Source organism: Micromonospora sp. Mcm103, from assembly GCF_024519755.1.
In the GTDB taxonomy this organism is placed as follows: domain Bacteria; phylum Actinomycetota; class Actinomycetes; order Mycobacteriales; family Micromonosporaceae; genus Micromonospora; species Micromonospora aurantiaca.
Map to the genome: position 1 here is coordinate 1 of NZ_JALJRJ010000013.1, position 23,734 is coordinate 23,734.

Genomic DNA, 23,734 nt, shown 5'->3' on the forward strand with positions numbered 1-23,734 from the left:
CAGCCGGCCACCGGCAGTTCGGCGGTGGCCGCGGCGAGCGCGCCGGACGCGGCGACCGGACCGGTGAGCATCTGCGGCTCCGGCCCGCGCACGAGCCGGCCCGGCGCCGGCTGGCCCGCCTCCGGCGCGGGCGCCTCGGCCAGCAGCTCGACCGGGATCCGCACCCGCGCCACCAGGCCCTCCCGGCCGGCGCTCAACCGCACCCGTACGCCGTGCCGGGCGCTGAGGTGGCTCACCACGAACAGGCCCATCCGCTCCGAGGCCGACACGTCGGCGGCCGGTGGCTCGGCGAGGACCGCGTTCGCCTCGGCCAGCGCCGACGGGCTCATGCCCAGCCCTTCGTCGACGATCTGCACGAGCGCGCCCCGGCCGTCCGGCTCGACCACCACCCGCACCGCGGTGTCCGGGCGGGAGAAGGCGGTGGCGTTCTCCAGCAGCTCCGCGAACAGGTGCACCAGGTTGCCGACCGCGTGCCCGACGACGTGCAGGTCGGTCCGGTTCTCGTGGCGTACCCGCTGGTACTGCTCGATCTCCGCGCTCGCGGCCAGCAGCACCGCGCCCAGGCCCACCGGACGGTTCCACCGCCGGGTCGACTCGGTGCCGGCGAGCACCAGCAGGCTCTCGTCGTTACGGCGCATGCGGGCGGCGAGGTGGTCGAGCTTGAACAGGTTCTCCAGCTGGTCCGGGTCGCTCTCCTCGCGTTCGAGGTCGTCGAGCAGCTCCAGCTGCCGCTCGACGAGCACCTGGCTGCGCCGGGCCAGGTTGACGAACATGGCGTTGACGTTGCGCCGCATCATCGCCTGCTCGACAGCGACGTCGACGGCGCTGCGGTGCACCGCCACGAACGCCTCCGCCAGCTCGCCGATCTCGTCCTGCGAGTCGATCACCGCGGGCGGTACGTCGATCGTGCCGATCGGCCGGTCCACAGTGCGCAGCCGTTGCAGTGTCAGCGGCAGGTCCACCTGAGCGATCCGCAGCGCCTGGCCGCGCAGCTGCCGCATGCCGCGCGCCACCGACCGGCCGACCAGCAGCGAGATCAGCACCGCGGACAGGAGCACCGTGGCGATCGCGCCGGCCACCAGCAGCGTGTCGCGCAGCTGGCGGGCGCTGGCGTCGTCGGCCTGGCGTACCGCGTCGGCGACGATGTCGCTCTCCAACTGGCGGAACAGTTCCTGCCGCTGCTCGCTGGCCGCCCACCACTGGGTCGCGTCGAGCAAGGCCGGCTTCGCGTCGCCGCCGCCGGGCAGCGTGCGCTCCTCCATCCGGGTGGCCGCGACGAACGCCGGGTCGACCGAGGTGCGGTCGTAGCGGCGGATCTGGTCGGCGGTCGCCGCGACCCGGAACGCGCCCAGCGCGGTGAGCTGCTGGGCCCGCAGGTCGCTGAGCGTCACCGGGTCGTCGGCCTCGTACCGGCCGGACCGGGCGGCCGCGTAGAGCTCCGCGCGGATGCGCGAGGAGAGCTCCTTGACCCGGGATATCTGCACGTACCGCAGCACCGCCTCGGTCAGCTCCTGCCGGCCGCTGCCGGGCGTCGGCTCGGCCAGCAGGTTCAGCAGCGCCGCGACGGACCTGTGGTAGTTGCTCAGCACGGTGTCGCTGGACAGCACGGCAGGCGCCACCGCCGCGCGGATGTTCACCACCTGGTCGTACGCCTCGAGTGCCTCGGAGTAGGAGACCCGCCAGGCGGCGTCGGCGTCGGCCAGCGGCGCGGCCGCGTCCCGCAGCTCGGCCACCGCGCGGTCGGTGGCCTCCTGAAGGGGCCGGAGCGCGGCCACAGCGGCGTCCCGGTCGGCGCCGGTGCCGGCGCGGCGCAGCGCGGCCAGTTCACCGGCGGTGCGGTCCCGCTCGTGCTGGAGCCGGTCCACCGCGGTGGAGATCTGCCGGCCGATCCCGACCTGCTCGGCGAAGGCGCTCAGCGTGGTGGTCTGCCCGACCAGGCCCCGGGTCTGGATGCCGGCCAGGACCAGGAACGCCAGCGACGGGATCACCAGCACCGTGGCGAGCTTGGTGCCCATCCGCCAGTCCCGCAGCCGGAACCCGGAACGCCGCCGGTGCGGCTGAGGGGCCGCGCCGCGAACCGGGTCGGGACCTGCGCCCACGGTTGCCTCCTCGTCCCGCCCCACCACGTCGGGGAGCGGAGTCCATCCAATCAGGCCGTCGGTCGGTGTCAACGGCCGCCCGGACGGCATGACCAGGACGGTCAGCGCCTCGGGTGGACGGTCACGCGTGCGAGGCGGCCTCGTCCGTCCGGCCGATCCCGGCGATCTCGTCCGCCTCCGCGACCCGGCCCAGCGCGATGAGCGCGGCGCCGGTCGCGCCGATCTCCGGGTTGCGTTGCCAGCAAACCCGGCGGGGCGCGAGCACCTCGAGGAACGCACCGCGCCACCACGGCGAGGCGGTCAGCGCCCCACCGCCGAGGACCACCTCCATCGGCTCGCCGATACCGGCCTCCAGCAGCGTCAGGTCGTCGGCGACCAGCCGGCACAGGCCGCTCATCAGCCCGGCCAGGATGTCGACCGCTGTGGTGCCGAAGCTCAGCCCGTGCAGCTCCCCCGAGCCCGCCGGGGCGGTGCCCGGTGGCCGGTCGCCGCCGAAGCGGGGATTGGCGCGCACCGAGGCGGCGGACCGGTCCAGCGCCATCTCCAGCTCGCGGCCCTCCGGCAGCCGCAGCTCGCGCGCCGCCCAGGCGAACAGGTTGCCGCCGCTGGAGTACGCCGCGCCGGTGACCACGTGGTTGTGGTCGACCCGGTACCGCCAGAGCTGCTCCGGCAGCGGCGGCGGCGCCGCGCCCGCCGGCACCGCCTGGATCATGCGGACCGCCGCCGAGGTGCCGACCGTCACCGCCGCGCGGGTCGGGTCGACGCAGCCCGAGCCGACGTTCGCGGCCGCGCCGTCGCCGACCGGCGGCGCCCACCGCGCGCCGGCCAGCTGCGGCCAGCGCCGCGCGTACGCCGCGTTCAGCCGGCCGTGCCAGCCGTCCGGGGCCAGCCGCAGCATCTGATCCGGACGTACGCCGGCCAGCTCGCACGCCTCCGGATCCCAGTCCAGGCGCCGCAGGTCGAGCAGCCCGGTGCCGGAGGCCAGCGAGATGGACATCGGCGCCTCGTCGAGCAGCGTGCCGAGCGCGTACTCGGTGAGCCCGGTGAAGCGGGCGGCCCCGTCGGCGCGCTCGCGCAGCCAGGGCAGCCGCACCGACCAGTAGCAGCGGTGCCACCACGTGCCGGTACGCCAGTGGAAGTCGTCCGGGTCGGCCGGCCCGGTCGCACCGGGAAGCGGCTCCGGCCGGGTGTCCAGCCAGGTCAGCACCGGCCCCGACGGTGTACCGTCGGCGGCCAGCGGCAGCACCGAGTGCCACTGCGCGGAGGTCGCCACGAGGTCGACGTCCCGCAGGTGCCCACCGGCGGCCAGCTCGTCCACGCACTCGATCAGGCACGCCAGGTAGGCCGGGCCGTCGAGCGTCCCGCTGCCGTCGTCGCCGGTGACCAGGGGCACCCGCCGCCGGGCCAGCGCGCCCGGGCGCGGCACCGCGTCCGCGTCGAGCACCAGGCCGCGCACCGAGGAGGTGCCCAGGTCCAGAGCGAGAATGTCCATCGCCGGTCAACCTACCCGGCGGGACCGGCGGCCACGCCAAGATCCGTACCCGGTGCCGCGCGATCGGGTTCCCCGGCTCCCGCCGGTCGCGTACAGTGACCGTCATGCCCGCGCACCTGTCCTGCTGGTGGCCCGCCGACCCGGCGGCCCATCCCCGCGCGTAGCTTCCCCACGCGGCCGCCCGACGAGGCGGCCGCCGGTCTCTCCCGGCATCCCGGGTCGCCTTCACCGGCGGCCACCGGCCCACCGAGGAGACCCGATGACCCGCCCGTCCGACCCGCTCGCCGCCGTCGCCGCCGGCCGCGACCCCGGCCCGTTCGCGCTCGTCCGCCGCGAGGGCACCGACCACGTCGACCTGTTCACCGGCCCGGTACGCACCGCCGGCCTGCTCGCCGACCTGCCGCTGCCCGAGCACGGCGCCGGTCCGCACACGCTGGCCCTGGTGCCGTTCCGGCAGGTCACCGAACGCGGATTCGAGTGCGTCGACGACGGGTTGCCGCTGGAGTTCCTGACGGTGCAGGAGCACCGGCGGATACCGCTGGCCGACCTGCTCGACGACCTGCCCGACGCCGAGGTACGCACCCGCGACGCCGGCTTCGACATCGCCGACGACGAGTACGCGGCGATCGTGGAACGCGTGCTTGCCGACGAGATCGGCCGGGGCGAGGGCGCGAACTTCGTCATCCACCGCACCATGCGCGCCACGGTGCAGGGCGACCCGCTGGCGGCGGGCCTGGCCGCGCTGCGCCGGCTGCTGCTGCGCGAGCGGGGCGCGTACTGGACGTTCCTGGTGCACACCGGCACCCGGATCCTGGTCGGCGCCAGCCCCGAGCGGCACGTCAGCGTCGCCGACGGACTGGTCGAGATGAACCCGATCAGCGGCACCTTCCGGCACCGGGGCGAGACCGTCGATCGGGCTGAGCTGCTGCGCTTCCTGCACGAGGAGAAGGAGGTGGAGGAGTTGTACATGGTGCTGGACGAGGAACTGAAGATGATGGCCGTGGTCGCCGAGCGCGGCGGCCAGGTGGTCGGGCCGTACCTTAAGGAGATGGCGCACCTGGCGCACACCGAGTACCTGCTGGCCGGGCGCTGCTCCCGGGACGTGCGCGACGTGCTGCGGGAGACCATGTTCGCGCCGACCGTCACCGGCAGCCCGATGGAGAACGCCTGCCGGGTGATCGCCCGGCACGAGCGCGCCGGCCGGCGCTACTACGCCGGGGTGCTCGCCCTGCTGGGCCGCGACGAGCAGGGCCGGCAGACGCTGGACGCGCCGATCCTGATCCGTACCGCCGAGATCTCACCCGAGGGCGCGCTGCGCGTGCCGGTCGGCGCCACGCTGGTCCGGCACTCCACCACCGCCGGGGAGGTCGCCGAGACGCACACCAAGGCCGCCGGGGTGCTTGCCGCGCTCGGCCTCGGCCCGGACGCGCCGCACTCGGCCACCGAACCGGCCGTCCGGTACGCCGACGACCCCGAGGTACGCGCCGCGCTGGCCGCCCGCAACGCCCCGCTGGCCCGGTTCTGGCTGGAGCAGCGGGAACCGGGGGCGCTCGCGCTACGAGGGCTGGCCGGGCGCCGGGCGCTGATCGTCGACGGCGAGGACACGTTCACCGGCATGCTGGCCCACCAGCTCGGCGCGCTGGGCCTGGCGGTGACCCGGCGGGACTGGCCGGAGCCGGGGCCGCTGGACGGCTACGACCTGGTGGTGGTCGGCCCCGGCCCGGGTGACCCGCGGGACGCGACCGCGCCGAAGATGGTGGCGCTGCGTGCGCTGCTGACCGAGCTGCTCGCGTCCGGCCGGCCGACGCTCGCGGTGTGCCTGGGCCACCAGTTGCTCGCCGGGCTGCTGGGCCTGCCGCTGCACCGCCGGGACGCGCCGTACCAGGGGTTGCCGCGGGACGTGCCGGTGTTCGGGACGACGCGGCGGGTCGGGTTCTACGCCAGCTTCACCGCCCGCGCCGCCGCCGACCGGGTCGCCGGACCGTACGGCCCGGTCGAGGTGTCCCGGGATCCGGCCGACGGCGCGGTGCACGCGCTGCGCGGCGCGGGCTTCGCCGGGGTGCAGTTCCACCCGGAGTCGGTGCTGAGCCAGGACGGCACGCGGGTCCTGGCGGACCTGCTCGGGCACCTGCTCGACCGGCCGGCGCTGAGCGCGCATGGAGCGGCCGATCGCGGGTAGGGCACTGGCGACCGGTGGTCCGGGCGGGTTCGAGAGCCCCCGCCCGGCCACCGGTCGCCAGTCGGGTCAGCCGGCCATGCCCCGCTTCAGCGCGGCGCCCATGAGCACGGCCCGCTTGGCGGTCAGCGCGGTGGCGGCCAGTGCCACGTGGTCCGGGGCGACCTCGCCGTTGTTGCTGGTGTGCGAGGCGCCGTACGGGTTGCCGGCGACGAACTGGCTCGGGTCGGTGTAGCCGGGGGTCACCACGATGCCGCCCCAGTGGTAGAAGACCGTGTACAGCGACAGCAGCGTCGCCTCCTGGCCGCCGTGCGACGTGGCGGTCGAGGTGAACCCGCTGTAGACCTTGTCGGCGAGCGCGCCGGCCGCCCAGAGCGGGCCGGTGGTGTCGATGAACTGCTTGAGCTGGGCGGCGATCATGCCGTACCGGGTCGGCGAACCCATGATGATCACGTCGGCCCAGGACAGGTCGTCCGGCTGCGCCTCCATCACGTCCTGGGTCTCCAGCCGGTGTGCCTGCCAGCCGGAGTTGGAGCGGATCGCCTCGTCGGGCGCCAGCTCACGTACCTTGCGCAGACGCACCTCGGCGCCGGCCTCCCCCGCCGCCTCGACAGCCGCCTGCGCCATCTGGTAGGTGATGCCGGTCGCGCTGTAATAGATCACCGCGACCTTGACCTGGCCATCCATCAGACGTTCCCTCCTCGTTTCGGGTCAGCTCCGGCGACTACCCGTTACTTGTTCCGTCAAACTCCGGGCGTGGCATGCTCTCCGGGTGGAGATCCGCACCGCCACGCCCGCCGACTGGCCGCTCATCTGGCCGTTCCTGCGCGAGATCGTCGCGGCCGGCGAGACGTACACCTGGCCCCGCGACGTCACGGAGGAGCAGGCCCGCAGGCTCTGGATGCCGCCGGCGCCGGCGCGGACGGTGGTCGCGGCGGCGCCGGACGGCGCGGTGCTCGGCTCGGCCAAGCTGGCGCCGAACCAGGGCGGTCCCGGCGACCACGTGGCGAACGCCTCGTTCATGGTCGCCCCGGCCGCCGCCGGGCGCGGCGTCGGCCGGGCGCTGGCGGCGTACGTGCTCGACGCGGCCCGGGCCGACGGCTACCGGGCCATGCAGTTCAACGCCGTGGTGGCGACGAACACCCGGGCCGTCGAGCTGTGGCGGTCGCTGGGCTTCGAGGTGATCGGCCGGGTGCCGGAGGGCTTCCGGCACCCCACCCGGGGGTACGTCGATCTGCTGGTCATGCACCGGCGCCTGGACTGAGCGTGGCTCAAGATTTGCGCAAGTTCCGCCGGCAATCGCTGTCCCGGTCCAGCTCACACGGGATGCTGATCGGACCGGCGCCGGCCGCAGCGGCCGCCCCCGCGCCGGGAACCTGAACGGGGGATCGCGCTGATGTCGGCAGCGCCGCCGGCGCAGCGCGATCAGGGGCCGCACTGTCGTACCCCGGGCCTACGCTGACGCCCGTGACCGTACGCCTCAACCGCGCCGAGGCGCTCGCGCTACGCATGACCGGCCTGCTGTTGCGCCCGCACCCCGCCGCCCGCCCGCGGGGCGTCGCCGACGTGGTCGAGTGGTTCGGCGCCATGCAGGCGCAGGACGCGGCGAGCGGGTTGTGGTCGCTCGGCGTACGCCTTCCCGGCGCCACCCAGGACGACGTCCGCGCGGCGCTGGAGCGGCGCGAGGCCCTGCGCACCTGGCCGATGCGCGGCACCGTGCATCTGGTCCCGGCACGCGACGCGCGGTGGATGCTGGACCTGACCGGGGTGCGGACGCTGGCCGGCATCGCCGGGCGGTGGCGGCAGCTCGGGCTGACCGTCGCCGACGGCGAACGGGCCGGCGAGGTGCTGGGTGCGGCGCTGGCCGGCGGTGGCCGGCTCTCCCGCGCCGCGTGCGTGGCGGCGCTGCGCGCCGCCGGGCTGGCCACCGACGGTCAGCGCGGCTACCACCTGCTCTGGTACGCCAGCCAGCGCGGCGTCACCTGCATCGCGCCGCACGTCGGCACCGAGCAGACGTTCGCCCTGCTCGACGAGTGGGCGCCCGAACCGCGCCGCCCGGAGCGCGACGAGGCGCTGGCGCTGCTGGCGCACCGCTACGTGCGCGGCCACGGCCCGGTGAGCCGGCACGAGCTGGCGCGGTGGACCGGCCTGACCGTCACCGACGCGACCCGGGCCATCACGCTTGCCGGTGATCTGCTCGCCCCGGTCGAGGTCGACGGCGAGCCCGCGGTGGTCGACGCCGCGCTGCTCGACGCGCCCCGCGCGCCGGTCGACGACCTGCACACGCTGCCCGGCTTCGACGAATACCTGCTCGGCTTCAAGGACCGCTCGCTGATGCTCGACCCGGCGCACGCCGCCGCTGTGGTCCCCGGCAACAACGGGGTGTTCCGGTCGACTGTGGTGCGGGGCGGGCGCGTGGCCGGCACCTGGACGCGGACGATCGGCGCGAAGGCGGTCACGGTGAAGGTGCAGCAGCTCGTGCCGTTCGACGCCGCGCTGCGCTCCCGGGTCGACGCCGCCCTGACCACGTACGCCCGCTTCCTGGGCCTGGAGCTGCGCCACTCCTGGTGAGCGGAGGGCTCCCGCCGTACCTCTCCTCTTCTTCTCTGGTGCTGCGCGGCTTCTCTCTTGCTCCCCCGCGCCCGTGTCGGGTGGAACGCCATGGGTGTCAAAACCGCGCCGAGGCACCCATGGCGTTCCACTCACCGGTTCGGCCGGGCGGCGAGGGAAGGGAGAGCAGAGCGTGGCAAGGCCGAAGGGCCGGCGGCGTGCACCACCGGCCCTTCGCACGCATCCAGGGATCAGTCGGCGAGCGCTCCGGCCGACCGGCCCTCGTGCAGCGTCAGGTTGCGGCCGCTGCCCGGGTCGAACAGGTGGATCTTCTCCAGGTTGAACCAGACCCGGCGCGACTCGCCCTCGCGTACCGGCGACTCCGCCGACAGCCGGGTGACCAGGTTCGACCCGGCGCCGGCGAAGTCCGCGGCACCCGTGTCGGCGGCCAGCTCCTCCAGCTCGGCGGCGGTGGCCCGCTCCCCCTCGACGGTGAAGTAGACGTACTTGTCCGAGCCCATCGACTCGACGATGTCCACAGGCGCCTCGAACTCCATGCCCCGGCGACGGGTCTCGTCGTCGATCAGCGCCGCGTCCTCGAAGTGCTCCGGGCGGATGCCCAGGATCAGCTCGCGGGGCGCGTCGCCGCCTTCCAGCTCGCGGCGGATCCGGTCGCCGACCGGCACGTCACCGAGCGCGGTCCGCAGCCGGCCGTCCTCCACGACGGCGTGCACGAAGTTCATCGAGGGCGAGCCGATGAAACCGGCGACGAACAGGTTGCGCGGGTGGTCGTACAGCTCCTGCGGCGGCCCGACCTGCTGCACCGCGCCGCCCCGCATGATGACCACCCGATCGCCGAGCGTCATCGCCTCGGTCTGGTCGTGGGTGACGTAGACGGTGGTGGTGCCGAGCTGCTTCTGCAGCCGCGACACCACGGTGCGCATCTGCACCCGCAGCTTGGCGTCCAGGTTCGACAGCGGCTCGTCCATCAGGAACGCCTTGGGCTGGCGGACGATCGCCCGGCCCATCGCCACCCGCTGCCGCTGGCCGCCGGACAGGTTGGCCGGCTTGCGGTCCAGCAGCGCGGTCAGCTCCAGCACCTTCGCCGCCTCGTCGACCTTCTGGTTGATGGTCTCCTTGTCCATCTTCGCCAGCCGCAGCGGGAACGCCATGTTCTCCCGCACCGTCATGTTCGGGTAGAGCGCGTACGACTGGAAGACCATCGCGATGTCGCGGTCCCGGGGTGCCTTGTCGTTGACCCGCTCGCCGCCGATGCGCAGCTCGCCGGAGCTGATGTCCTCCAGCCCGGCGATCATGTTGAGCGTGGTGGACTTCCCGCAGCCGGACGGGCCGACCAGGATGACGAACTCGCCGTCGGCGATCTCCAGGTCGACGTCCTGTACGGCGGTGGTCCCGTCCGGGAACCGCTTGCTCACCTTGTCCAGCACGATGTCGGCCATTGCTACCACCTATCCCTTGACTGCGCCGGAGGTCAGACCGGAGACGATGCGGCGCTGGAAGAAGAGCACGAACAGGATGATCGGCACGGTGATCACCACGGCGGCGGCGCAGATCGCCCCGGTGGGGTCCTCGAACTGCGACTCACCGGTGAAGAACTGCAGCGCCACCGGGACCGTGCGGGACCGCTCGGTCGAGGTGAGCGTGATCGCGAACAGGAAGTCGTTCCAGCAGAAGATGAAGACCAGGATGGCCGTGGTGAACACGCCGGGCGCGGCCAGCGGCGCGATCACCCGCCGGAACGCCTGCCCCTGGGTGGCGCCGTCCATCTTCGCCGCCTTCTCCAGGTCCCACGGGATCTGCTTGAAGAACGCCGACAGCGTGTAGATCGCCAGCGGCAGCGCGAACGTGATGTACGGCAGGATCAGTCCGGGCCAGGTGTCGAACAGCCCGAGCTGCCGCTCGATCTCGAACAGCGGCGACACCAGCGACACCTGCGGGAACATCGCGATCAGCAGGGAGACGCCGACCAGCAGCTTCTTGCCCGGGAAGTCGAGCCGGGAGATCGCGTACGCGGCCATCGTCCCGAGCACCACGGCGATCGCGGTGGCGATCAGCGCGATGCCGATGGAGTTGACCAGGGCGCGGACGAACTGGTCGGTGTCGAAGATGGTGCGGTAGTTGTCCAGCGTCCACTCGCGCGGCCAGAACTTGCCGTCGGTGAGCGTGGCCGGGGTCTTGAACGACAGCGAGGCGATCCAGAGCACGGGGACCAGCGCGAAGACGACGACCACGACGTCCAGCAGGCCCCAGCGCACCTTCGCCCGCGTGGTGGTTTCCACTGCCATGTCAGCGCCTCTCCCCATCGTCGCTGCCCGGGGCAGCGGTGCCGAACAGCTTCACGAACACGAAGGCGATGATCGCCACGGTGATGAAGATCAGCACCGACATCGTGGAGCCGATGCCGAGGTTCAGGCCCCGGATCAGGTTGTTGTAGGCGAGCATCGACACCGACGACGTCTCGTTGCCGCCGTTGGTGAGCACGAAGATGTTGTCGAAGACCCGGAACGCGTCGAGCGTGCGGAACAGCAGCGCGACCAGGATGGCCGGCTTCATCACCGGCAGCATCACCTTGGTGAACCGCTGCCAGGCCGTCGCGCCGTCGGTGGAGGCCGCCTTGAGCAGGTCCTCCGGCACCAGCGCCAGCCCGGCCATGAGCAGCAGCGCCATGAACGGGGTGGTCTTCCAGATCTCCGCCAGCATGATGATCGCCAGCGAGCTGGCCCGCTCGGTCAGCGGGGCGCTGCCGTCGAACAGGTTCGCCAGGTAGCCGGTGCCGGGCGTCCAGGCGTACCGCCAGGAGAACGCGGCGACCACAGTGACGATGCCGTACGGGATCAGCGCGGCGGTGCGGACGATGCCGCGGCCGACGAGCGTCCGGTGCATGATCAGCGCCAGGCCCATGCCGAGCACCAGCTCGACCGCGACGGTGACCACGGTGATCAGCGCGGTCACCCCGAACGCGGTCCACCAGAAGTCGTTCGTCAGCACGGTGACGTAGTTCTCCAGGCCGACGAACTGCCGCTCGTCGGGGAAGCGCAGGTCGAAGCGCTGCAGTGACAGCCAGACCGAGTACAGGATCGGGTACGCGGTGACCAGCACCATGACCAGCGCGGCCGGCGCGCACAGCAGCAGGCCGAGGCGCCGCTCGGCGCGCTTGTTGTCACTCAGCGGGGCGCGGGAGCCGCGCCGGGACCGCTGTTCCGGTACGGCGGCGTGCCGTCCGCCGGGCTGCTCAGCATCGGCCTCGGCGGCGGCCTGCGCGCCGGCCGGGGTGGCGTTCACGCTCATGGCAGAACCCCCTTGGACTCCAGCGCGTCGGAGATCGCCTTGCGCAGCTCGTCGGCGGTCTGCTCGGGCCGGATCGCCGACGGCGGCGACAGGATCGCCGACATCACCGTGGAGATGCTCTGGTAGGCAGGGGTCAGCGGGCGCACCGCCGGCTCCTTCAGCTCCTCCAGGATGGTCTCCTTCATCGGGTACGCCTCGGTCATCTCCGGGTCGTCGTAGACGGCCTCGATGGTCGGCGGCACACCGTCGTTGACGGCGGAGAACTTCTGGTTCTCGGCGTTGCGCAGGCAGCGTGCCACCTCGAACGCCTCCTCCGGGTGCTTCGAGTACGTGCTGACCGCCAGGTTGCCCCCGCCGATGGTGACCTTGCTGGGGGTGCCCGGGTCGATGCCCGGCACCCGGGCCCACTTGACGTTCTTCGCCAGGTCGGGGTTGGCCTCCTGGAGCGCCGGATAGACGAACGGCCAGTTCACCTGGAACGCGCCCTTGCCGGACTGGAACTCCAGCCGCACCGGGTCCTCCAGCGCGTTGCTGAACGACGGCGAGGTCACGCCCGACGTGGCGAACTTCTGGAGCTGGTCGAGCGCGCGGACCGCGCCGGCGTCCATCTCCGCCTTCTTGCCGTCGTCGCTGAGGATCTTGCCGCCGGCGCTCTCGGCGAGCGTGTTGTAGAGCACCACCAGGCCCTCGTACTGGGCGCCCATGGTCAGCACCTGGTACGGCTTACCCTGCTCCTTGAGCTGCTGGGCGGCCGAGATCATCTCGTCCCAGGTCTTCGGCGGCTGCGACACCAGGTCGGACCGGTACCAGAGCAGCTGCACGTTGGTGTTCTTGGGCGCGGCGTAGAGCTTGTCCTCGTACCGGGCGGTGTCCAGCGGGCCGGCCAGCGTGCCCTGCTCGACCTCGGCCTTGTCCTGGCCGGTCCACTCCCGGATCCACTTCGCGCTGGCGAACTCCTGGGTCCACGTGACGTCCAGGCCGAGCACGTCCATCCCGCTGTCCTGCGCGGCGAGCCGCCGCACCATCTGCACCCGCTGCTCGTCGGCCTCGCGTGGCAGCACCCGGTAGTCGATCCGGTACCGCCCCTGTGCCTGCGTGTTGCAGGTGTCGACGACCTTCTGCAGGTTCTGCTCCGGCGGGTAGTACAGGTTGATCGTGGGGACGCCGCCGTCGCCGCCGGATCCGCAGGCGGCCAGCGAGGCCACCAACGCCAGCGCGGCGGCTGCCGCCGCCGCGCGTCCGGCCGGCCGCCGTGCGGCCGTGTCGGGGACTGTCGTCATCACCCTCCCCCTCTCATCGGCGAAGAACCGGGGGGTGACCCGTGCCCCGGCGCACGGCGAGACGACCGGGGCATCGGCCCGATCGCCCGACGCCCCGGGCGTGTCGTGCGGCTGAACGTGCCCGACCTGCGACGGAGCGAAACATCACGGACATGTGACGGCGCCCGCGCGCCGCTCACCACCAGCGTTTTACGCGTTGTACGCTCTCCCTGTGCTGGAACGCGAGTACGCGTGGACCGACGCCGGCAAGGTGAGCGCCGCCCGCCACGACGTCTCTGAGCTGCGAACGGATCGGGAAGGTCGACAGCTACGGGATCCTGGCCGTTCGGCCGGCCACTCCCGATGAGGTCAAACAGTGGATGGAGGGAACGCGATGAGCGCTGACCGCGATCCGCGGACGATGAGCCGTGAGGAGTTGGTGGCCTACTTCGACCGGGGCGGCGACATCTCGGAGCTCCTGAGGGAAGCGGCCCGGGGACCTGATCTCGGACCCGCGCCTGCGCCGGAGAACGTGCCGATGGTGGTGACCGGCGTCAGACTTCCCTCGACGATCGTCCGGCGGCTCGACGAACTGGCCGGCAACGACAAGAGCGGGCGTTCCGGTCTGATCCGCAGGGCGATCGACGAATACCTGGCTCGGCACACCGGCGAGGCGGCCTGACGGCCGTCCCACTCAGTGAGCAGGGAGGCTACCCAGCGTCAGCCGGCTCGACTAGCGTTTCCCTAGCTCCGTAGCCGGCGCGTCGCCGTCGACGCCGATGCGCCTCCGGCCGTCCCCCATCGCCCGCCCGATCGGTTGGTTCTGACGGGAAGTGCCGTGCGCGCGTTCCCCGGTTGGGCAGGATTCCCCCCGAGGAGGTGCCGTCGTGCAGGACACCCGCGCTCTCGCCCTGACGTTCGAGGTGAACGGCCTGCCCCCGGTCAAGACCGAGGCCCTGTCCATCTTCGCCGCCGGGCACCGGCAGGCGACGAGGGTCCGCACCCTGCTCCAGGCCGCCTGCACGGCGGCCCAGCGCACCGGGTGGACCCCGCTGACCGGTCCGGTCGAGGTGGACCTGACCCTGCGCTGTCCCCCCGGGCACCGCACCTCCGACGCCAGCACGCTGCTGGGCGGCGTGTGCGCGGTGCTCCAGGACAAGAAGCGGGTCTCCTCCATCGGTCTCGCCCACCTCGGGGTGCTGGTCGACGTCGCGCTCTGGTCCGACGACCGGCAGATCCGCCGGCTGTCGTACGTCGAGGAGCCGGCGGAGGAGTTCTCGTATCTGGTCCGGGTGTCGGCCGTACCGACGATGGTTTGACCGACGTCCGCGGTGGGGTACCGCGGACGCCGACGAAGGGAGTGCCGATGTCGGAGCCACATGTCACGCTCGACCCGAGCGGGCTCGATCCGGTGCAGCAGAAGCTGCGCGGCCCGCTGGAGGATCAGCTGACGTCGGCCCTGCAGGCGGCCGCCGACCGGGTCCGCGCCGGCTACGCCGGCGAGCCGGTGGAGGACGTCTGCCGTCGGTTGCTCGACGAGACCCGCTCCGGCCTGCACCCGGACATCGCGGCCGGCTTCCAGCCGGACATGGACGAGTTCTGCCGGGTGGCGGTGGCGATCGTGCGGGGCGAGCTGACCTGAGCCCCGGGCTACCCCGGAATTGAGTACGCGTACCGATGGCGGGTCCGCCCGGGGCGGCGAGAATTCTCCCCGTGCGAACTCGAATCATGATCGTTCTTGCCGTGCTCGGACTGACCGGGCTGATGGCGACCACCGGTTGCTCCCTGCGGCAGAGCATCTGCGGCAGCGACGAGTACCCGGTGATCGCGGTCGGTCCGCAGGGCGGTAGTTCCTGCGTGCCGGACGGCCAGGAGCCGTCCCCGCCGTACGTGCGCTACCCGGAGGGCAAGGTGCCGAAGTACGTCGACGACGAGTGGGACGTCTACTGGCGCACCCACGGCATCGACGAGGACAACAGGGTCATCGACCGCTGACGCGGGCCCGCGTCAGCTTCGCCGGACGTCGACCGAGACGACGTGCGTGCCGTCCGGGCGGTCGGCCTCCCCCAGCCGCACCGGGAGCCGGCCGCCGTCGGGCGGTCGCAGGCCGAGCCCGAAGCTGAGGTGGCCCTCGTAGTCGCCGGCCACCGCCCATCCGCGCAGCGTCGGGAAGCGGATCGCCGCCGGTGGCAGGTCCGCCGTCCCGCCGCCGCGGGCGTCGTGCGCCTGGGCCGGGTCGAACCGCACCGACAGGTACGCGGTGCCGGGCAGCGTGACCGGTGCCCCGCGGCCCTCGGTCACCACCTGCGGCACGTAGGCGACCTCGTAGGACGGTGTGGGTCCGCGGAAGGCGAACGTGATCCGGCTGAACCCCTCCACCGGGTGGTCGCCGACGTCGATCGCCACCAGGACGGGCAGCGGTTCCCCGGGCGGCGGGGCGACCGGCACCCGTACCCGATGGGCCACCCGGACCGGGCCGCCGGGCACCGCCCAGCCCCAGGTGGCGTGCCATGACCCGGCGACCGGCTCGGCCTCGGTGGGCACCGGCGGGGGGGGCGTGGCCTCCGGCGTCCCGGTGGCGGCCGGCGCGGACGCCGCCGCGACCGTCGGGGTGGGCGCCGTGGACGCGCCGTCGTGGCCGGTCGCCGTGCAGGCCGCCGCGAGCAGCACGACCAGGCCGGCGAGCAGCGGTACGCGCTGAGGAGTCATGACTCAGTGTCGCTCCGTGACCGGCTCACGCACCAGAGGCGTCCCACCCGGAATCCGCCAGGCAGCAAATGGTGCCGGACGGGTCAGGACCGGGTCCGCAACTCCCCGGTCCTGACCCCGGCCGTCCGGTTCGGTAGCGGTCTGCGCCACAGGAACCCGGCAGGCGTGGCACGACGCCTTCCGCCGGGCTCCGCGCGGCGAGCCGGTATGCCCGCACTCAGCTCCACGGTGCTCTTACCACCGGACTCCGGTGCGCCCCCGTCTCACCCCGACGAGCCGTGGGCGCCGGCTCAGGTTAGGCGCGTCCGCGCAGGCCGGACAAGCGATGACCGGCGACCGCGCTTGTGATTGATGTCTATGCCGAATTGCGGCATGTCGGCGTAACGGGGTCAGCCGGTTTCGCGCTGTTCGACTTCGAGACGCGGACTGCGCCCGGCCTGCCGCGGCGGCACGGTCCGGGCCGCGACGGCCCCGGCGACGAGCGCCAGCGCGGCCACGTGCAGCGCCCGTACGCCCGCCGGGGCGGGGACGCCGGCGGCCGGCAGCGCGGGCAGCAGCAGCGCGCCGAGCCCGGTGACCGCCAGCGCCACCCGCCAGAACACGTTCGGGTTCGCCGCCGGCGCGGACGCGGGTACGCCGCCCGCCCGCAGGCCGCGGCGGGCCTCGTGCACGGCCAGGACGACCACCAGCAGTCCGCCGCCGAGGCCGGCGACCACGTCCGCGAACTGGAACCAGTAGACGCCGGTCAGCGCGCGGAAGTCGGCGACGCCGAGCAGCCGGGGCAGTCGCTCGCTGTGACTGAGCCGGTCCCACGCCACGTGACTGAACGCGCCGATCAGCGCCGAGCAGACGGTCACCTGCCAGGGGTGGCGCACCCGGGCCAGTGCCACGTACCAGGGCCAGCCGAACAACCGCTGCCCGGGCAGGTGCACCGCGATGCCGGCGACCACGCGGCGCACCACCCAGGCGTACACGAGGGCGACCGGCAGGCACCACCAGAGCAGTCCGCCGAGCGTGTGTGTCCGCAGGTTCAGGGCCAGCGGCGTGCCGGTGACCAGGTACCCGACGTCCGGCGCCACCGCGCCGGTGCACAGCGCCACCCCGTCGAACCAACCCGGCCGCCACCGTTTCAGCGGCAGCACCGGCGCCAGGTGCGACGGGAAGGTCAGCGGCACGTCCCGGACGTTACCGGCCCGCTCAGAAGTGATGGACCAGGTCGGGGAACGCGGCCAGCCGGATCACCCGCCGGTCGGACGGGTCCAGCTCGTCGTGCTCCAGGACCCAGGTGTTCTCGTTCGGGATGAAGACCGCGTTCATCCCGGCGGCCCGGGCGGGCAGGATGTCCGAGCGCGGTGAGTTGCCGATCATCCAGGCGGCGGCCGGGTCGAACGCGTGCTCGCGGGCCAGCCAGCGGTAGGTGTCCGCGTCCTTCTCCGGGACGATGTGCGCGGCCCGGAAGTGGTGCAGCAGCCCGCAGGCGTCCAGCTTGCGCTGCTGCTCCTCGCGCTCACCCTTGGTCAGCAGCAGCAGCTCGTGCCGGCCGGCCAGGTCGTCGAGCGTCTCGGCCACGCCCGGCATCAGCTCCACCTGGTGCCCGACCAGCGCCGCGGCGAGCTGCTCGATCTCGGCGCGCTCCCGCGCGGTGGCCGGACGCTCGCGCAGCTTCTCCAGGCACTCGCCGAGACTGCGCAGGAAGACCTTGCTGCCGTAGCCGTGCGCGACGGCGTTGGCGCGCTCGATGTCGTCGAGCACCGCGCGGATCCGGGCCCGGTCCAGCGTGGGGTGGTCCAGCCAGGTGAGGAAGTCGTCGATGACGCGCTCGAACAGGACGTTGTTCTCCCAGAGCGTGTCGTCGGCGTCGAAGACCAGCACGGCGGCGTCCCGGCGCGACGGCATCGCGTCCCCCTCCCCCTCGCGGACCTCGCACACCGTACTGCCCGGTCGCCGGACGGGCCACGCGGATTATCCGGTCGGCCGCCGGTTACCGGCGGCTACCCGACTGCGGAATCCCTGGTCCGACGGCATGCTTCGGCCATGACGATCTCACCCGATCATCCACCCGGACGACGGCGCCGGCGGCGCGCCGCCGTCGCGGTGGCCGCGACGCTCGCCGTCGCGGGCGCGGCGCTGCCGGGATCCCCGGCACTGGCCGTCAACGCCGCACACACCACAGTGGTCGGCACCAACCCGGTCGACTGGACGCCGCACGCGCTGGACGGCACCGTCCACCGCATCCTCCAGATCGGCAACCGCGTGTACGTCGCAGGCACGTTCACCAAGGTGCGCAACGCCGGCCAGACGGCTCAGCTGGCGATGCCCCGGCTGGTGGCGCTGGACGCGACCACCGGCCGGATCGACACCACGTTCCGGCCGCAGGTCAACGGCGCGGTCAAGGCGCTCGCCGCCGCGCCGGACGGCCGCTCGCTCTACATCGGCGGCGCGTTCACCACTGTCAACGGCACGGCGGCGTCCCGGCTGGCCCGGATCGACGCGGCCACCGGCGCCCGGGTCGCCGGTTTCACCACGCCGGCGCTGAACAACCAGGTGAACGACATGCGCCTGGTCGGCAACCGGCTGATCGTCGGCGGCGCGTTCCAGACCGTCGGCGGGGTGACCCGGCGCGCCCTGGCGGCGGTGCACGCCACCACCGGGGCGGCCGACGCGTCGGTCAACCTGAACCTGGCCGGTCCGCGCAAGACCACGTCCGGCGCCACCGCGCCGGTGAAGGTCGAGGCGCTGGACGTCTCCTCCGACGGCACCCGGCTGGTGTTCGCAGGCAACTTCAGCACGGTGGCGGGCGTGGCCCGGCACCAGCTCGCGGTGGCGAACCTGTCCGGCGCGGGCGCCACGCTCTCCGGCTGGGCCACCGACCGCTACCAGCCGCAGTGCGCGCGGTCGATGCCGTCGTACCTGCGCGGGGTGGACATCTCGCCGGACGGCGCCTGGTTCGCGGTGGTCACCACCGGCGCGGCCTTCCCGGGCACGCTCTGCGACACCGCGGCGCGGTTCGAGTTCGGTACGGCCACCGGCGGCAAGCAGCCGACCTGGGCCAACTACACCGGCGGCGACACGCTGCTGTCGGTGGCGGTGACCGGCGCGGCGGTCTACGTCGGCGGGCACCAGCGCTGGCTGGACAACCCGCAGGGCCGCAACTCGGCCGGTCCGGGCGCGGTGTCCCGGCCGGGCATCGGGGCGATCCACCCGACCACCGGCAAGGCGCTGCCGTGGAACCCGACGAAGGACCGCGGGGTGGGCACCGGCGAGCTGTACGCCACCGACCGGGGTCTGTGGGTCGGCAGCGACACGGTGACGGTGGCCGGGGAGTACCACGCCCGGCTGGCGTTCCTGCCGCTGCCGTGAGCGTGCGGGCGCGGCGGTACCCCCGCCGCGCCCCACGCGTCAGCGGCGCAGGGTGAGGATCAGGTCGGCGACCAGCGCGGTCCAGCCCGTCTGGTGCCAGGCGCCCAGGCCGGCGCCGTTGTCGCCGTGGAAGTACTCCGGGAAGCAGATCAGGTCGCGCCAGTCCGGGTGGGTCTGGAACAGCTGCGCGGCCCCGTAGATCGGCCGCCGTCCCCAGCCGTCGCGGGTGAACAGCGAGATCAGCCGCGCGGACAGGTCGTCGGCGATCTCGTCGAGGGTGCGCTTCACCCCGGACCGGGTCGGGTACTCGACCTGGAGGTCGTCGCCGAAGAACGCGGCGTAGTCGCGCAGCGCGCTGATCAGCAGGAAGTTCGTCGGCATCCAGATCGGGCCGCGCCAGTTGGAGTTGCCGCCGAACAGGCCGCTGGTCGACTCGGCCGGCTCGTAGCCGACGCTGAACTCCTGCCCGCCGAGCGTGACGGTGAACGGCTTGTCCAGATGGGCCCGGGACAGCGTGCGCAGCCCGTACTCGGAGAGGAACTCGTCGGTGTCGAGCATCCGGGCCAGCAGCCGCACCACCTGGTCCGGTGCGACCATCGACAGCAGCCGCTGCTGGCGGCCGTCCGGCCCGAGCCGGCGGGCGCCGATCACCTCCGCGTACTCCGGGCGGTTGGTGAGGAACCAGCGCAGCCGGGCGCCCAGCTCGGGCAGGCGGCGCATGGTCCGGGCGGTCAGCCGGGTGACCGCCGCGAGCGGCAGCAGCCCGACCACCGAGCGCACCTTCAGCGGCACCTTCGTCCCGTCGGCCAGCCGCAGCACGTCGTAGAAGAACGCGTCCTCGGCGTCCCAGAGCCCCTGGTGGTACGCCGCCGCGGCGATGTACGCGAAGTGCTCGAAGAACTTGGTGGCGGTGTCCACGTACGCGCGGTCGTGTTCGGCCAGCACGATCGCCATGTCGAGCAGGTTGAGCGCGTACATGGCCATCCAGCCGGTGCCGTCGGACTGCTCCAGCACGCCGGCCACCGGCAGCGCGGCCGAGCGGTCGAACGGGCCGACGTTGTCCAGCCCGAGGAAGCCGCCCTCGAAGACGTTGTTGCCGCCGGTGTCCTTGCGGTTGACCCACCAGGTGAAGTTGAGCAGCAGCTTGTGCATCACCCGGGCGAGGAACTCGTGGTCGCGGGAGCCGTCGATCTCGAAGACCTTCAGCGCCGCCCAGGCGTGCACCGGCGGGTTCACGTCCCCGAACGCCCACTCGTACGCCGGGATCTGCCCGTTGGGGTGCAGGTACCACTCGCGCAGCAGCAGGAGGATCTGCTCCTTGGCGAAGCCCGGGTCGACCCGGGCGATGGTGACGCAGTGGAAGGCGAGGTCCCAGGCGGCGTACCAGGGGTACTCCCACGGGTCCGGCATGGAGATCACGTCGAAGCTGTTCATGTGCCACCAGGCGCTGTTGCGCCCGTGCCGGCGGCCGGCCGGCGGCGGTGCGGAGCCGGGGTCGCCGGCGAGCCAGCGTTCGACGTCGAAGTGGTAGAACTGCTTGCCCCACATCAGCCCGGCGATGGCCTGGCGGGCCACCAGCGCCTCGTCGGCGGTGGCGGCGGCCGGGATGACGCTGTCGAAGAACCGGTTCGCCTCCGCCCGGCGCGCCCAGAGCACGGTGTCGAACCCGTCGCCCAGGTCGGCCGGGGCGGGCGGCGCGGCGACCGGCGGCGGCGCGGTACGGGTCAGCCGCAGCCGGATCTGCCGCTGCTCACCGGCCGGCACGTCGAGCACGTAGTGCAGCGCGCCCTTGGTGCCGGTGCGGTCCGGGTTGACGGTGGCGGCACCGGCCACGACGTGGTCGTTGATGCCGTCCTTCGGGTACGCCGACCGCCCCGGCAGCCCCCACAGCCGCTCGGCGTTCGTCTCGTTGTCGCACAGCAGCGGCACCGGGTCGCCGTCGCCCTCCAGCAGGAGCTGGCCGAGCACCCAGTGGTCACCGACGAGCCGGGCGCCGCCCCGCGCCCCGGCCTCCTCGCCGGTCAGCTTCGGCATCCGGTCCGTGCCGGGCAGGCCCCACGCCCAGGTGTTGCGGAACCACAGCGTGGGCAGCACGTGCAGCGTCGCGTCCTCCTCGCCCCGGTTCGCCACGGTGACCAGCACGCACATGTCCGTCGGTGACGCCTTGGCGTAGTCGACAGTCACCGCCCAGTACCTGTCGTCGTCGAAGATGCCGGTGTCCACCAGCTCGTACTCGGTGTCGTCCCGGCCGCGCAGCGCGTTCACCGCGACCAGCTCGTCGTACGGGAACGCGGCCTGCGGGTAGTGGTACCGCCAGCGCATGAAGGAGTGCGTCGGGGTGCTGTCGAGGTACCACCAGTACTCCTTGACGTCCTCCCCGTGGTTGCCGCCGTCGCCGCCGAGGCCGAACATCCGCTCCTTGAGGATCGGGTCGCGCCCGTTCCACAGCGCGAGGGCGAAGCAGAACGTCTGCCGGTCGTCGCAGACGCCGGCCATGCCGTCCTCGTTCCACCGGTACGCTCGGGACCGCGCGTGGTCGTGGGGGAAGTAGTCCCACGCCGTGCCGTGTTCGCTGTAGTCCTCCCGGACGGTCCCCCACGCCCGCTCGGACAGATAGGGGCCCCATGCGCGCCAGTCCTGCTCCCCGGCGTCGGCCTGGGCGAGCCGGTGCCGCTCGGGGTCGGGGGACGCGGAGGTCGACCGGTCGGTGATCACTGGCACATCTTCGACGCCACCGGGGTACTTCTCCACAGCGGCCATTGTCGCCGTGGCATGTCACACCTCGCTGCCGGTGGAGGAAAGTTGATCGACATCCGTTTCGGGCCGCGGGTCTGCGGCGAGCTGTCCGCCGCCGCCGCGCGGGAATGGCTGGTCACGGACGGGCGCGGCGGGTACGCCTTGGGCACCGTCGCCGGGCTGCGTACCCGCCGGTACCACGGGCTGCTCGTGGTGGCCGGTGACACGCCGGCGTCCCGCAAGGTGGGACTCGTGAGCCTCGACCCGGCGGTGACGCTGCCGTCCGGGCAGCAGGTCCGCCTCGGCGCGCACGAGTGGTCCTCGGGCGTGGTCGACCCGCGCGGCTTCGAGCTGCTGGAGCACTTCGACCTGGCCGACGGGGTGCCGCGCTGGCGGTGGCGCGTCGGCGACGTGGTGATCGAACGGGAGATCGCCATGACGTACGGCCGCTCCTGCGTGGCGGTGGTGCACCGGCTGATCTCCGGCGGCCCGGTGCGGCTGGACCTGGCGGCGGCCTGCACCTGGCGCGACGCGCACGGCGAGCGGCGCGCCGACGGTCCGGCGCCCCGGCTGGAACCGGCGGCCGGCGGCGCGGTGGTCGACGGCGCGTACCGCCTGGCCGGGCCGGACTGGACGCCGGAGGGGCAGTGGTGGCACGGAGTACGCCACCGCACGGAGGCCGAGCGCGGCCTGCACCCGGACGAGGACCTCTGGTACGCGGGCCGGTTCACCGGCGCGCTCGACGAGCCGGGCGCGACGGTGTCGGTGCTGGCCTGGGCGGACGACCTGGCCGAGGAGCCGCCACCGGCGACCGCCGTGGTCGAGGCGGCCCGGCGGCGCAGCCGGGCGGTGGTCGCGGCGGCGAAACCCGACGACGCGGTCGAGGCGACGCTCGCGCTCGCCGCCGACGCGTTCGTGGTACGCACCGCCACCGGCCCGGACGTGGTCGCCGGCTACCCCTGGTTCGGGGCCTGGTCGCGGGACACGATGATCTCCTACGAGGGCCTGTTCCTGTGCACGAACCGGGCCGACGAGGGCCGGGACCTGCTGCGGGCGTACGCGGCCACGCTGAACGAGGGCATGCTGGCGAACACCGCCGACACCGGCCGGGTCGAGTACAACACCGTCGACGCGACGCTGTGGTTCCTGCACGCGGTGCACCGGCACGTCACCGTCACCGGCGACACCGACCTGGGCGACGAGCTGCTGCCCGCGCTGCACGGCGTGGTCGAGGCGCACGTGGCGGGCACCCGGTACGGCATCGGCGTCGACCCGGCCGACGGGCTGCTGGCCCAGGGCGGCCCGCCGGACGTGGCGCTCACCTGGATGGACGCCCGGGTGTACGGGGTGCCGGTGACCCCGCGTACCGGCAAGCCGGTCGAGGTGAACGCGCTGTGGATCAACGGGCTGGCCGGGCTCGCCGAGCTGACCGAGCTGGCCGGACGCGACGCCGCCGCGCTGCACGCCCTGCACCACCGGGCCACCGCCGCGTTCCGGGAGCGCTTCCCCGCCCCGGCCGGCTGGCTGCACGACGTGGTGGACGCACCGGCGCCCGCGTACCCGCTGGGCGGGGCCGCGCACCACGACGACGACCTGCTGCGCCCCAACCAGCTGCTCGCCTGGTCGCTGCCGCACGCGCCGCTGGAGCCGGACGAGGCCGCGCTGCGCCGGATCACCGAGGCGCTGTTCACCCCGCTCGGGCCGCGCAGCCTCGCCCCGGACTCCCCCGGCTTCACCGGGCGGCACCGGGGCGGGCCCGCCGAGCGGGACTCCGCGTACCACCAGGGCACCGTCTGGCCGTGGCTGACCGGGCCGCTGCTGGACGCGTACCGCCGGGCCGGGCTGCCCACCGACGACCTGCTGGTGGGTCTGGTGGGCCACCTCGCCGAGGACGGCCTGGGGTCGGTGAGCGAGACCGCCGACGGCGCGGCGCCGCACGCGGCCACCGGCTGCCCGTTCCAGGCGTGGTCGGTGGCCGAGCTGCTGCGCGCGCGGCGGATGCGCCGGTAACGCGTTACAGACCGGCAACCGGCGCGTCGCCGCC

At 73.3% G+C, this 23,734-nt stretch carries 20 protein-coding genes; 9 read left to right on the plus strand and 11 right to left on the minus strand.

Annotated elements, in window-relative coordinates; translation table 11 throughout:
- The coding region (locus tag OC439_RS17185; protein WP_262014310.1) for a nitrate- and nitrite sensing domain-containing protein at positions 1-2,099 on the minus strand (2,099 nt) is incomplete at its 3' end.
- A 121-nt stretch (positions 2,100-2,220) separates the two neighbouring features.
- Positions 2,221-3,591: an FGGY family carbohydrate kinase gene (locus OC439_RS17190; RefSeq protein ID WP_262014311.1), complete on the minus strand. Its 1,371-nt coding sequence runs from the start codon at positions 3,589-3,591 to the stop codon at positions 2,221-2,223.
- 259 nt (positions 3,592-3,850) lie between these two features.
- Between OC439_RS17190 and OC439_RS17195 the strand changes: the two genes are divergently transcribed.
- Positions 3,851-5,770, plus strand: coding sequence for a chorismate-binding protein (locus OC439_RS17195; protein ID WP_262014312.1), 1,920 nt, complete (start codon positions 3,851-3,853; stop codon positions 5,768-5,770).
- 66 nt (positions 5,771-5,836) lie between these two features.
- Here the strand turns inward: OC439_RS17195 and wrbA are convergent, their stop codons facing one another.
- Positions 5,837-6,454, minus strand: a complete 618-nt coding sequence (gene wrbA, locus OC439_RS17200) for an NAD(P)H:quinone oxidoreductase (protein ID WP_120569050.1) — start codon at positions 6,452-6,454, stop codon at positions 5,837-5,839.
- A gap of 85 nt (positions 6,455-6,539) precedes the next feature.
- On the opposite strand from wrbA, the gene OC439_RS17205 reads away from it, so the two are divergent.
- A complete protein-coding gene (locus OC439_RS17205) occupies positions 6,540-7,031 on the plus strand; it encodes a GNAT family N-acetyltransferase (protein WP_262014313.1) in 492 nt (163 codons plus the stop codon).
- Between the two features lie 203 nt (positions 7,032-7,234).
- Positions 7,235-8,338: a winged helix DNA-binding domain-containing protein gene (locus OC439_RS17210; protein ID WP_262014314.1), complete on the plus strand. Its 1,104-nt coding sequence runs from the start codon at positions 7,235-7,237 to the stop codon at positions 8,336-8,338.
- Between the two features lie 230 nt (positions 8,339-8,568).
- Here the strand turns inward: OC439_RS17210 and OC439_RS17215 are convergent, their stop codons facing one another.
- Genes OC439_RS17215 through OC439_RS17230 form a run of 4 tightly spaced genes read right to left on the minus strand, consistent with a single transcriptional unit; the run spans position 8,569 to position 12,906 of the window.
- Entirely contained in the window at positions 8,569-9,777 is a 1,209-nt protein-coding gene (locus OC439_RS17215; RefSeq protein WP_262014315.1) for an ABC transporter ATP-binding protein, read from the minus strand.
- A 9-nt stretch (positions 9,778-9,786) separates the two neighbouring features.
- On the minus strand, positions 9,787-10,623 hold the full coding sequence (locus OC439_RS17220) for a carbohydrate ABC transporter permease (protein WP_135241062.1): 837 nt from the start codon (positions 10,621-10,623) through the stop codon (positions 9,787-9,789).
- A gap of 1 nt (position 10,624) precedes the next feature.
- Entirely contained in the window at positions 10,625-11,626 is a 1,002-nt protein-coding gene (locus OC439_RS17225; protein WP_262014316.1) for a carbohydrate ABC transporter permease, read from the minus strand.
- Positions 11,623-12,906: an ABC transporter substrate-binding protein gene (locus tag OC439_RS17230; RefSeq protein WP_262014317.1), complete on the minus strand. Its 1,284-nt coding sequence runs from the start codon at positions 12,904-12,906 to the stop codon at positions 11,623-11,625. Before OC439_RS17230 ends, OC439_RS17225 begins: the two co-directional genes overlap by 4 nt.
- A gap of 418 nt (positions 12,907-13,324) precedes the next feature.
- Between OC439_RS17230 and OC439_RS17235 the strand changes: the two genes are divergently transcribed.
- From OC439_RS17235 to OC439_RS17250, 4 genes are all read left to right on the plus strand, one after another.
- Positions 13,325-13,567, plus strand: coding sequence for a ribbon-helix-helix protein, CopG family (locus tag OC439_RS17235; protein ID WP_262014318.1), 243 nt, complete (start codon positions 13,325-13,327; stop codon positions 13,565-13,567).
- 205 nt (positions 13,568-13,772) lie between these two features.
- A complete protein-coding gene (locus OC439_RS17240) occupies positions 13,773-14,204 on the plus strand; it encodes a hypothetical protein (protein ID WP_262014319.1) in 432 nt (143 codons plus the stop codon).
- Positions 14,205-14,251: 47 nt separating this feature from the next.
- Positions 14,252-14,527, plus strand: coding sequence for a hypothetical protein (locus OC439_RS17245; RefSeq protein ID WP_013287312.1), 276 nt, complete (start codon positions 14,252-14,254; stop codon positions 14,525-14,527).
- A 71-nt stretch (positions 14,528-14,598) separates the two neighbouring features.
- On the plus strand, positions 14,599-14,880 hold the full coding sequence (locus tag OC439_RS17250) for an SCO0607 family lipoprotein (RefSeq protein WP_262014320.1): 282 nt from the start codon (positions 14,599-14,601) through the stop codon (positions 14,878-14,880).
- Positions 14,881-14,892: 12 nt separating this feature from the next.
- Here OC439_RS17250 and OC439_RS17255 read toward each other — a convergent pair whose 3' ends face one another.
- The 3 genes from OC439_RS17255 to OC439_RS17265 form a co-directional block, all read right to left on the minus strand.
- Positions 14,893-15,594 (minus strand): hypothetical protein, encoded by a 702-nt coding sequence (locus OC439_RS17255; RefSeq protein WP_262014321.1) that lies wholly within the window; start codon positions 15,592-15,594, stop codon positions 14,893-14,895.
- 389 nt (positions 15,595-15,983) lie between these two features.
- Entirely contained in the window at positions 15,984-16,769 is a 786-nt protein-coding gene (locus OC439_RS17260) for a DUF4184 family protein (RefSeq protein ID WP_262014322.1), read from the minus strand.
- Between the two features lie 22 nt (positions 16,770-16,791).
- Positions 16,792-17,490: an HAD family hydrolase gene (locus OC439_RS17265; protein ID WP_262014323.1), complete on the minus strand. Its 699-nt coding sequence runs from the start codon at positions 17,488-17,490 to the stop codon at positions 16,792-16,794.
- Positions 17,491-17,628: 138 nt separating this feature from the next.
- On the opposite strand from OC439_RS17265, the gene OC439_RS17270 reads away from it, so the two are divergent.
- The gene (locus tag OC439_RS17270; RefSeq protein ID WP_262014324.1) at positions 17,629-18,954 is read left to right on the plus strand and encodes a hypothetical protein; all 1,326 of its coding nucleotides are present in this window, start codon (positions 17,629-17,631) and stop codon (positions 18,952-18,954) included.
- A gap of 39 nt (positions 18,955-18,993) precedes the next feature.
- Here OC439_RS17270 and OC439_RS17275 read toward each other — a convergent pair whose 3' ends face one another.
- Positions 18,994-21,714 (minus strand): MGH1-like glycoside hydrolase domain-containing protein, encoded by a 2,721-nt coding sequence (locus OC439_RS17275; protein ID WP_262014325.1) that lies wholly within the window; start codon positions 21,712-21,714, stop codon positions 18,994-18,996.
- Positions 21,715-21,756: 42 nt separating this feature from the next.
- On the opposite strand from OC439_RS17275, the gene OC439_RS17280 reads away from it, so the two are divergent.
- Positions 21,757-23,700 (plus strand): amylo-alpha-1,6-glucosidase, encoded by a 1,944-nt coding sequence (locus OC439_RS17280; protein WP_262014326.1) that lies wholly within the window; start codon positions 21,757-21,759, stop codon positions 23,698-23,700.
- Positions 23,701-23,734 lie beyond the last annotated feature (34 nt).

Excerpts from the sequence above, each read along its gene's own strand:
- OC439_RS17225 (WP_262014316.1), bottom strand. The coding sequence starts at position 11,626 with ATGAGCGTGAACGCCACCCCGGCCGGCGCGCAGGCCGCCGCCGAGGCC.
- OC439_RS17195 (WP_262014312.1), top strand. The coding sequence starts at position 3,851 with ATGACCCGCCCGTCCGACCCGCTCGCCGCCGTCGCCGCCGGCCGCGAC.
- OC439_RS17265 (WP_262014323.1), bottom strand. The coding sequence starts at position 17,490 with ATGCCGTCGCGCCGGGACGCCGCCGTGCTGGTCTTCGACGCCGACGAC.
- OC439_RS17220 (WP_135241062.1), bottom strand. The coding sequence starts at position 10,623 with ATGGCAGTGGAAACCACCACGCGGGCGAAGGTGCGCTGGGGCCTGCTG.
- OC439_RS17275 (WP_262014325.1), bottom strand. The coding sequence starts at position 21,714 with ATGGCCGCTGTGGAGAAGTACCCCGGTGGCGTCGAAGATGTGCCAGTG.
- OC439_RS17270 (WP_262014324.1), top strand. The coding sequence starts at position 17,629 with ATGACGATCTCACCCGATCATCCACCCGGACGACGGCGCCGGCGGCGC.
- OC439_RS17245 (WP_013287312.1), top strand. The coding sequence starts at position 14,252 with ATGTCGGAGCCACATGTCACGCTCGACCCGAGCGGGCTCGATCCGGTG.
- OC439_RS17190 (WP_262014311.1), bottom strand. The coding sequence starts at position 3,591 with ATGGACATTCTCGCTCTGGACCTGGGCACCTCCTCGGTGCGCGGCCTG.
- OC439_RS17215 (WP_262014315.1), bottom strand. The coding sequence starts at position 9,777 with ATGGCCGACATCGTGCTGGACAAGGTGAGCAAGCGGTTCCCGGACGGG.
- OC439_RS17230 (WP_262014317.1), bottom strand. The coding sequence starts at position 12,906 with ATGACGACAGTCCCCGACACGGCCGCACGGCGGCCGGCCGGACGCGCG.
- OC439_RS17255 (WP_262014321.1), bottom strand. The coding sequence starts at position 15,594 with ATGACTCCTCAGCGCGTACCGCTGCTCGCCGGCCTGGTCGTGCTGCTC.
- wrbA (WP_120569050.1), bottom strand. The coding sequence starts at position 6,454 with ATGGATGGCCAGGTCAAGGTCGCGGTGATCTATTACAGCGCGACCGGC.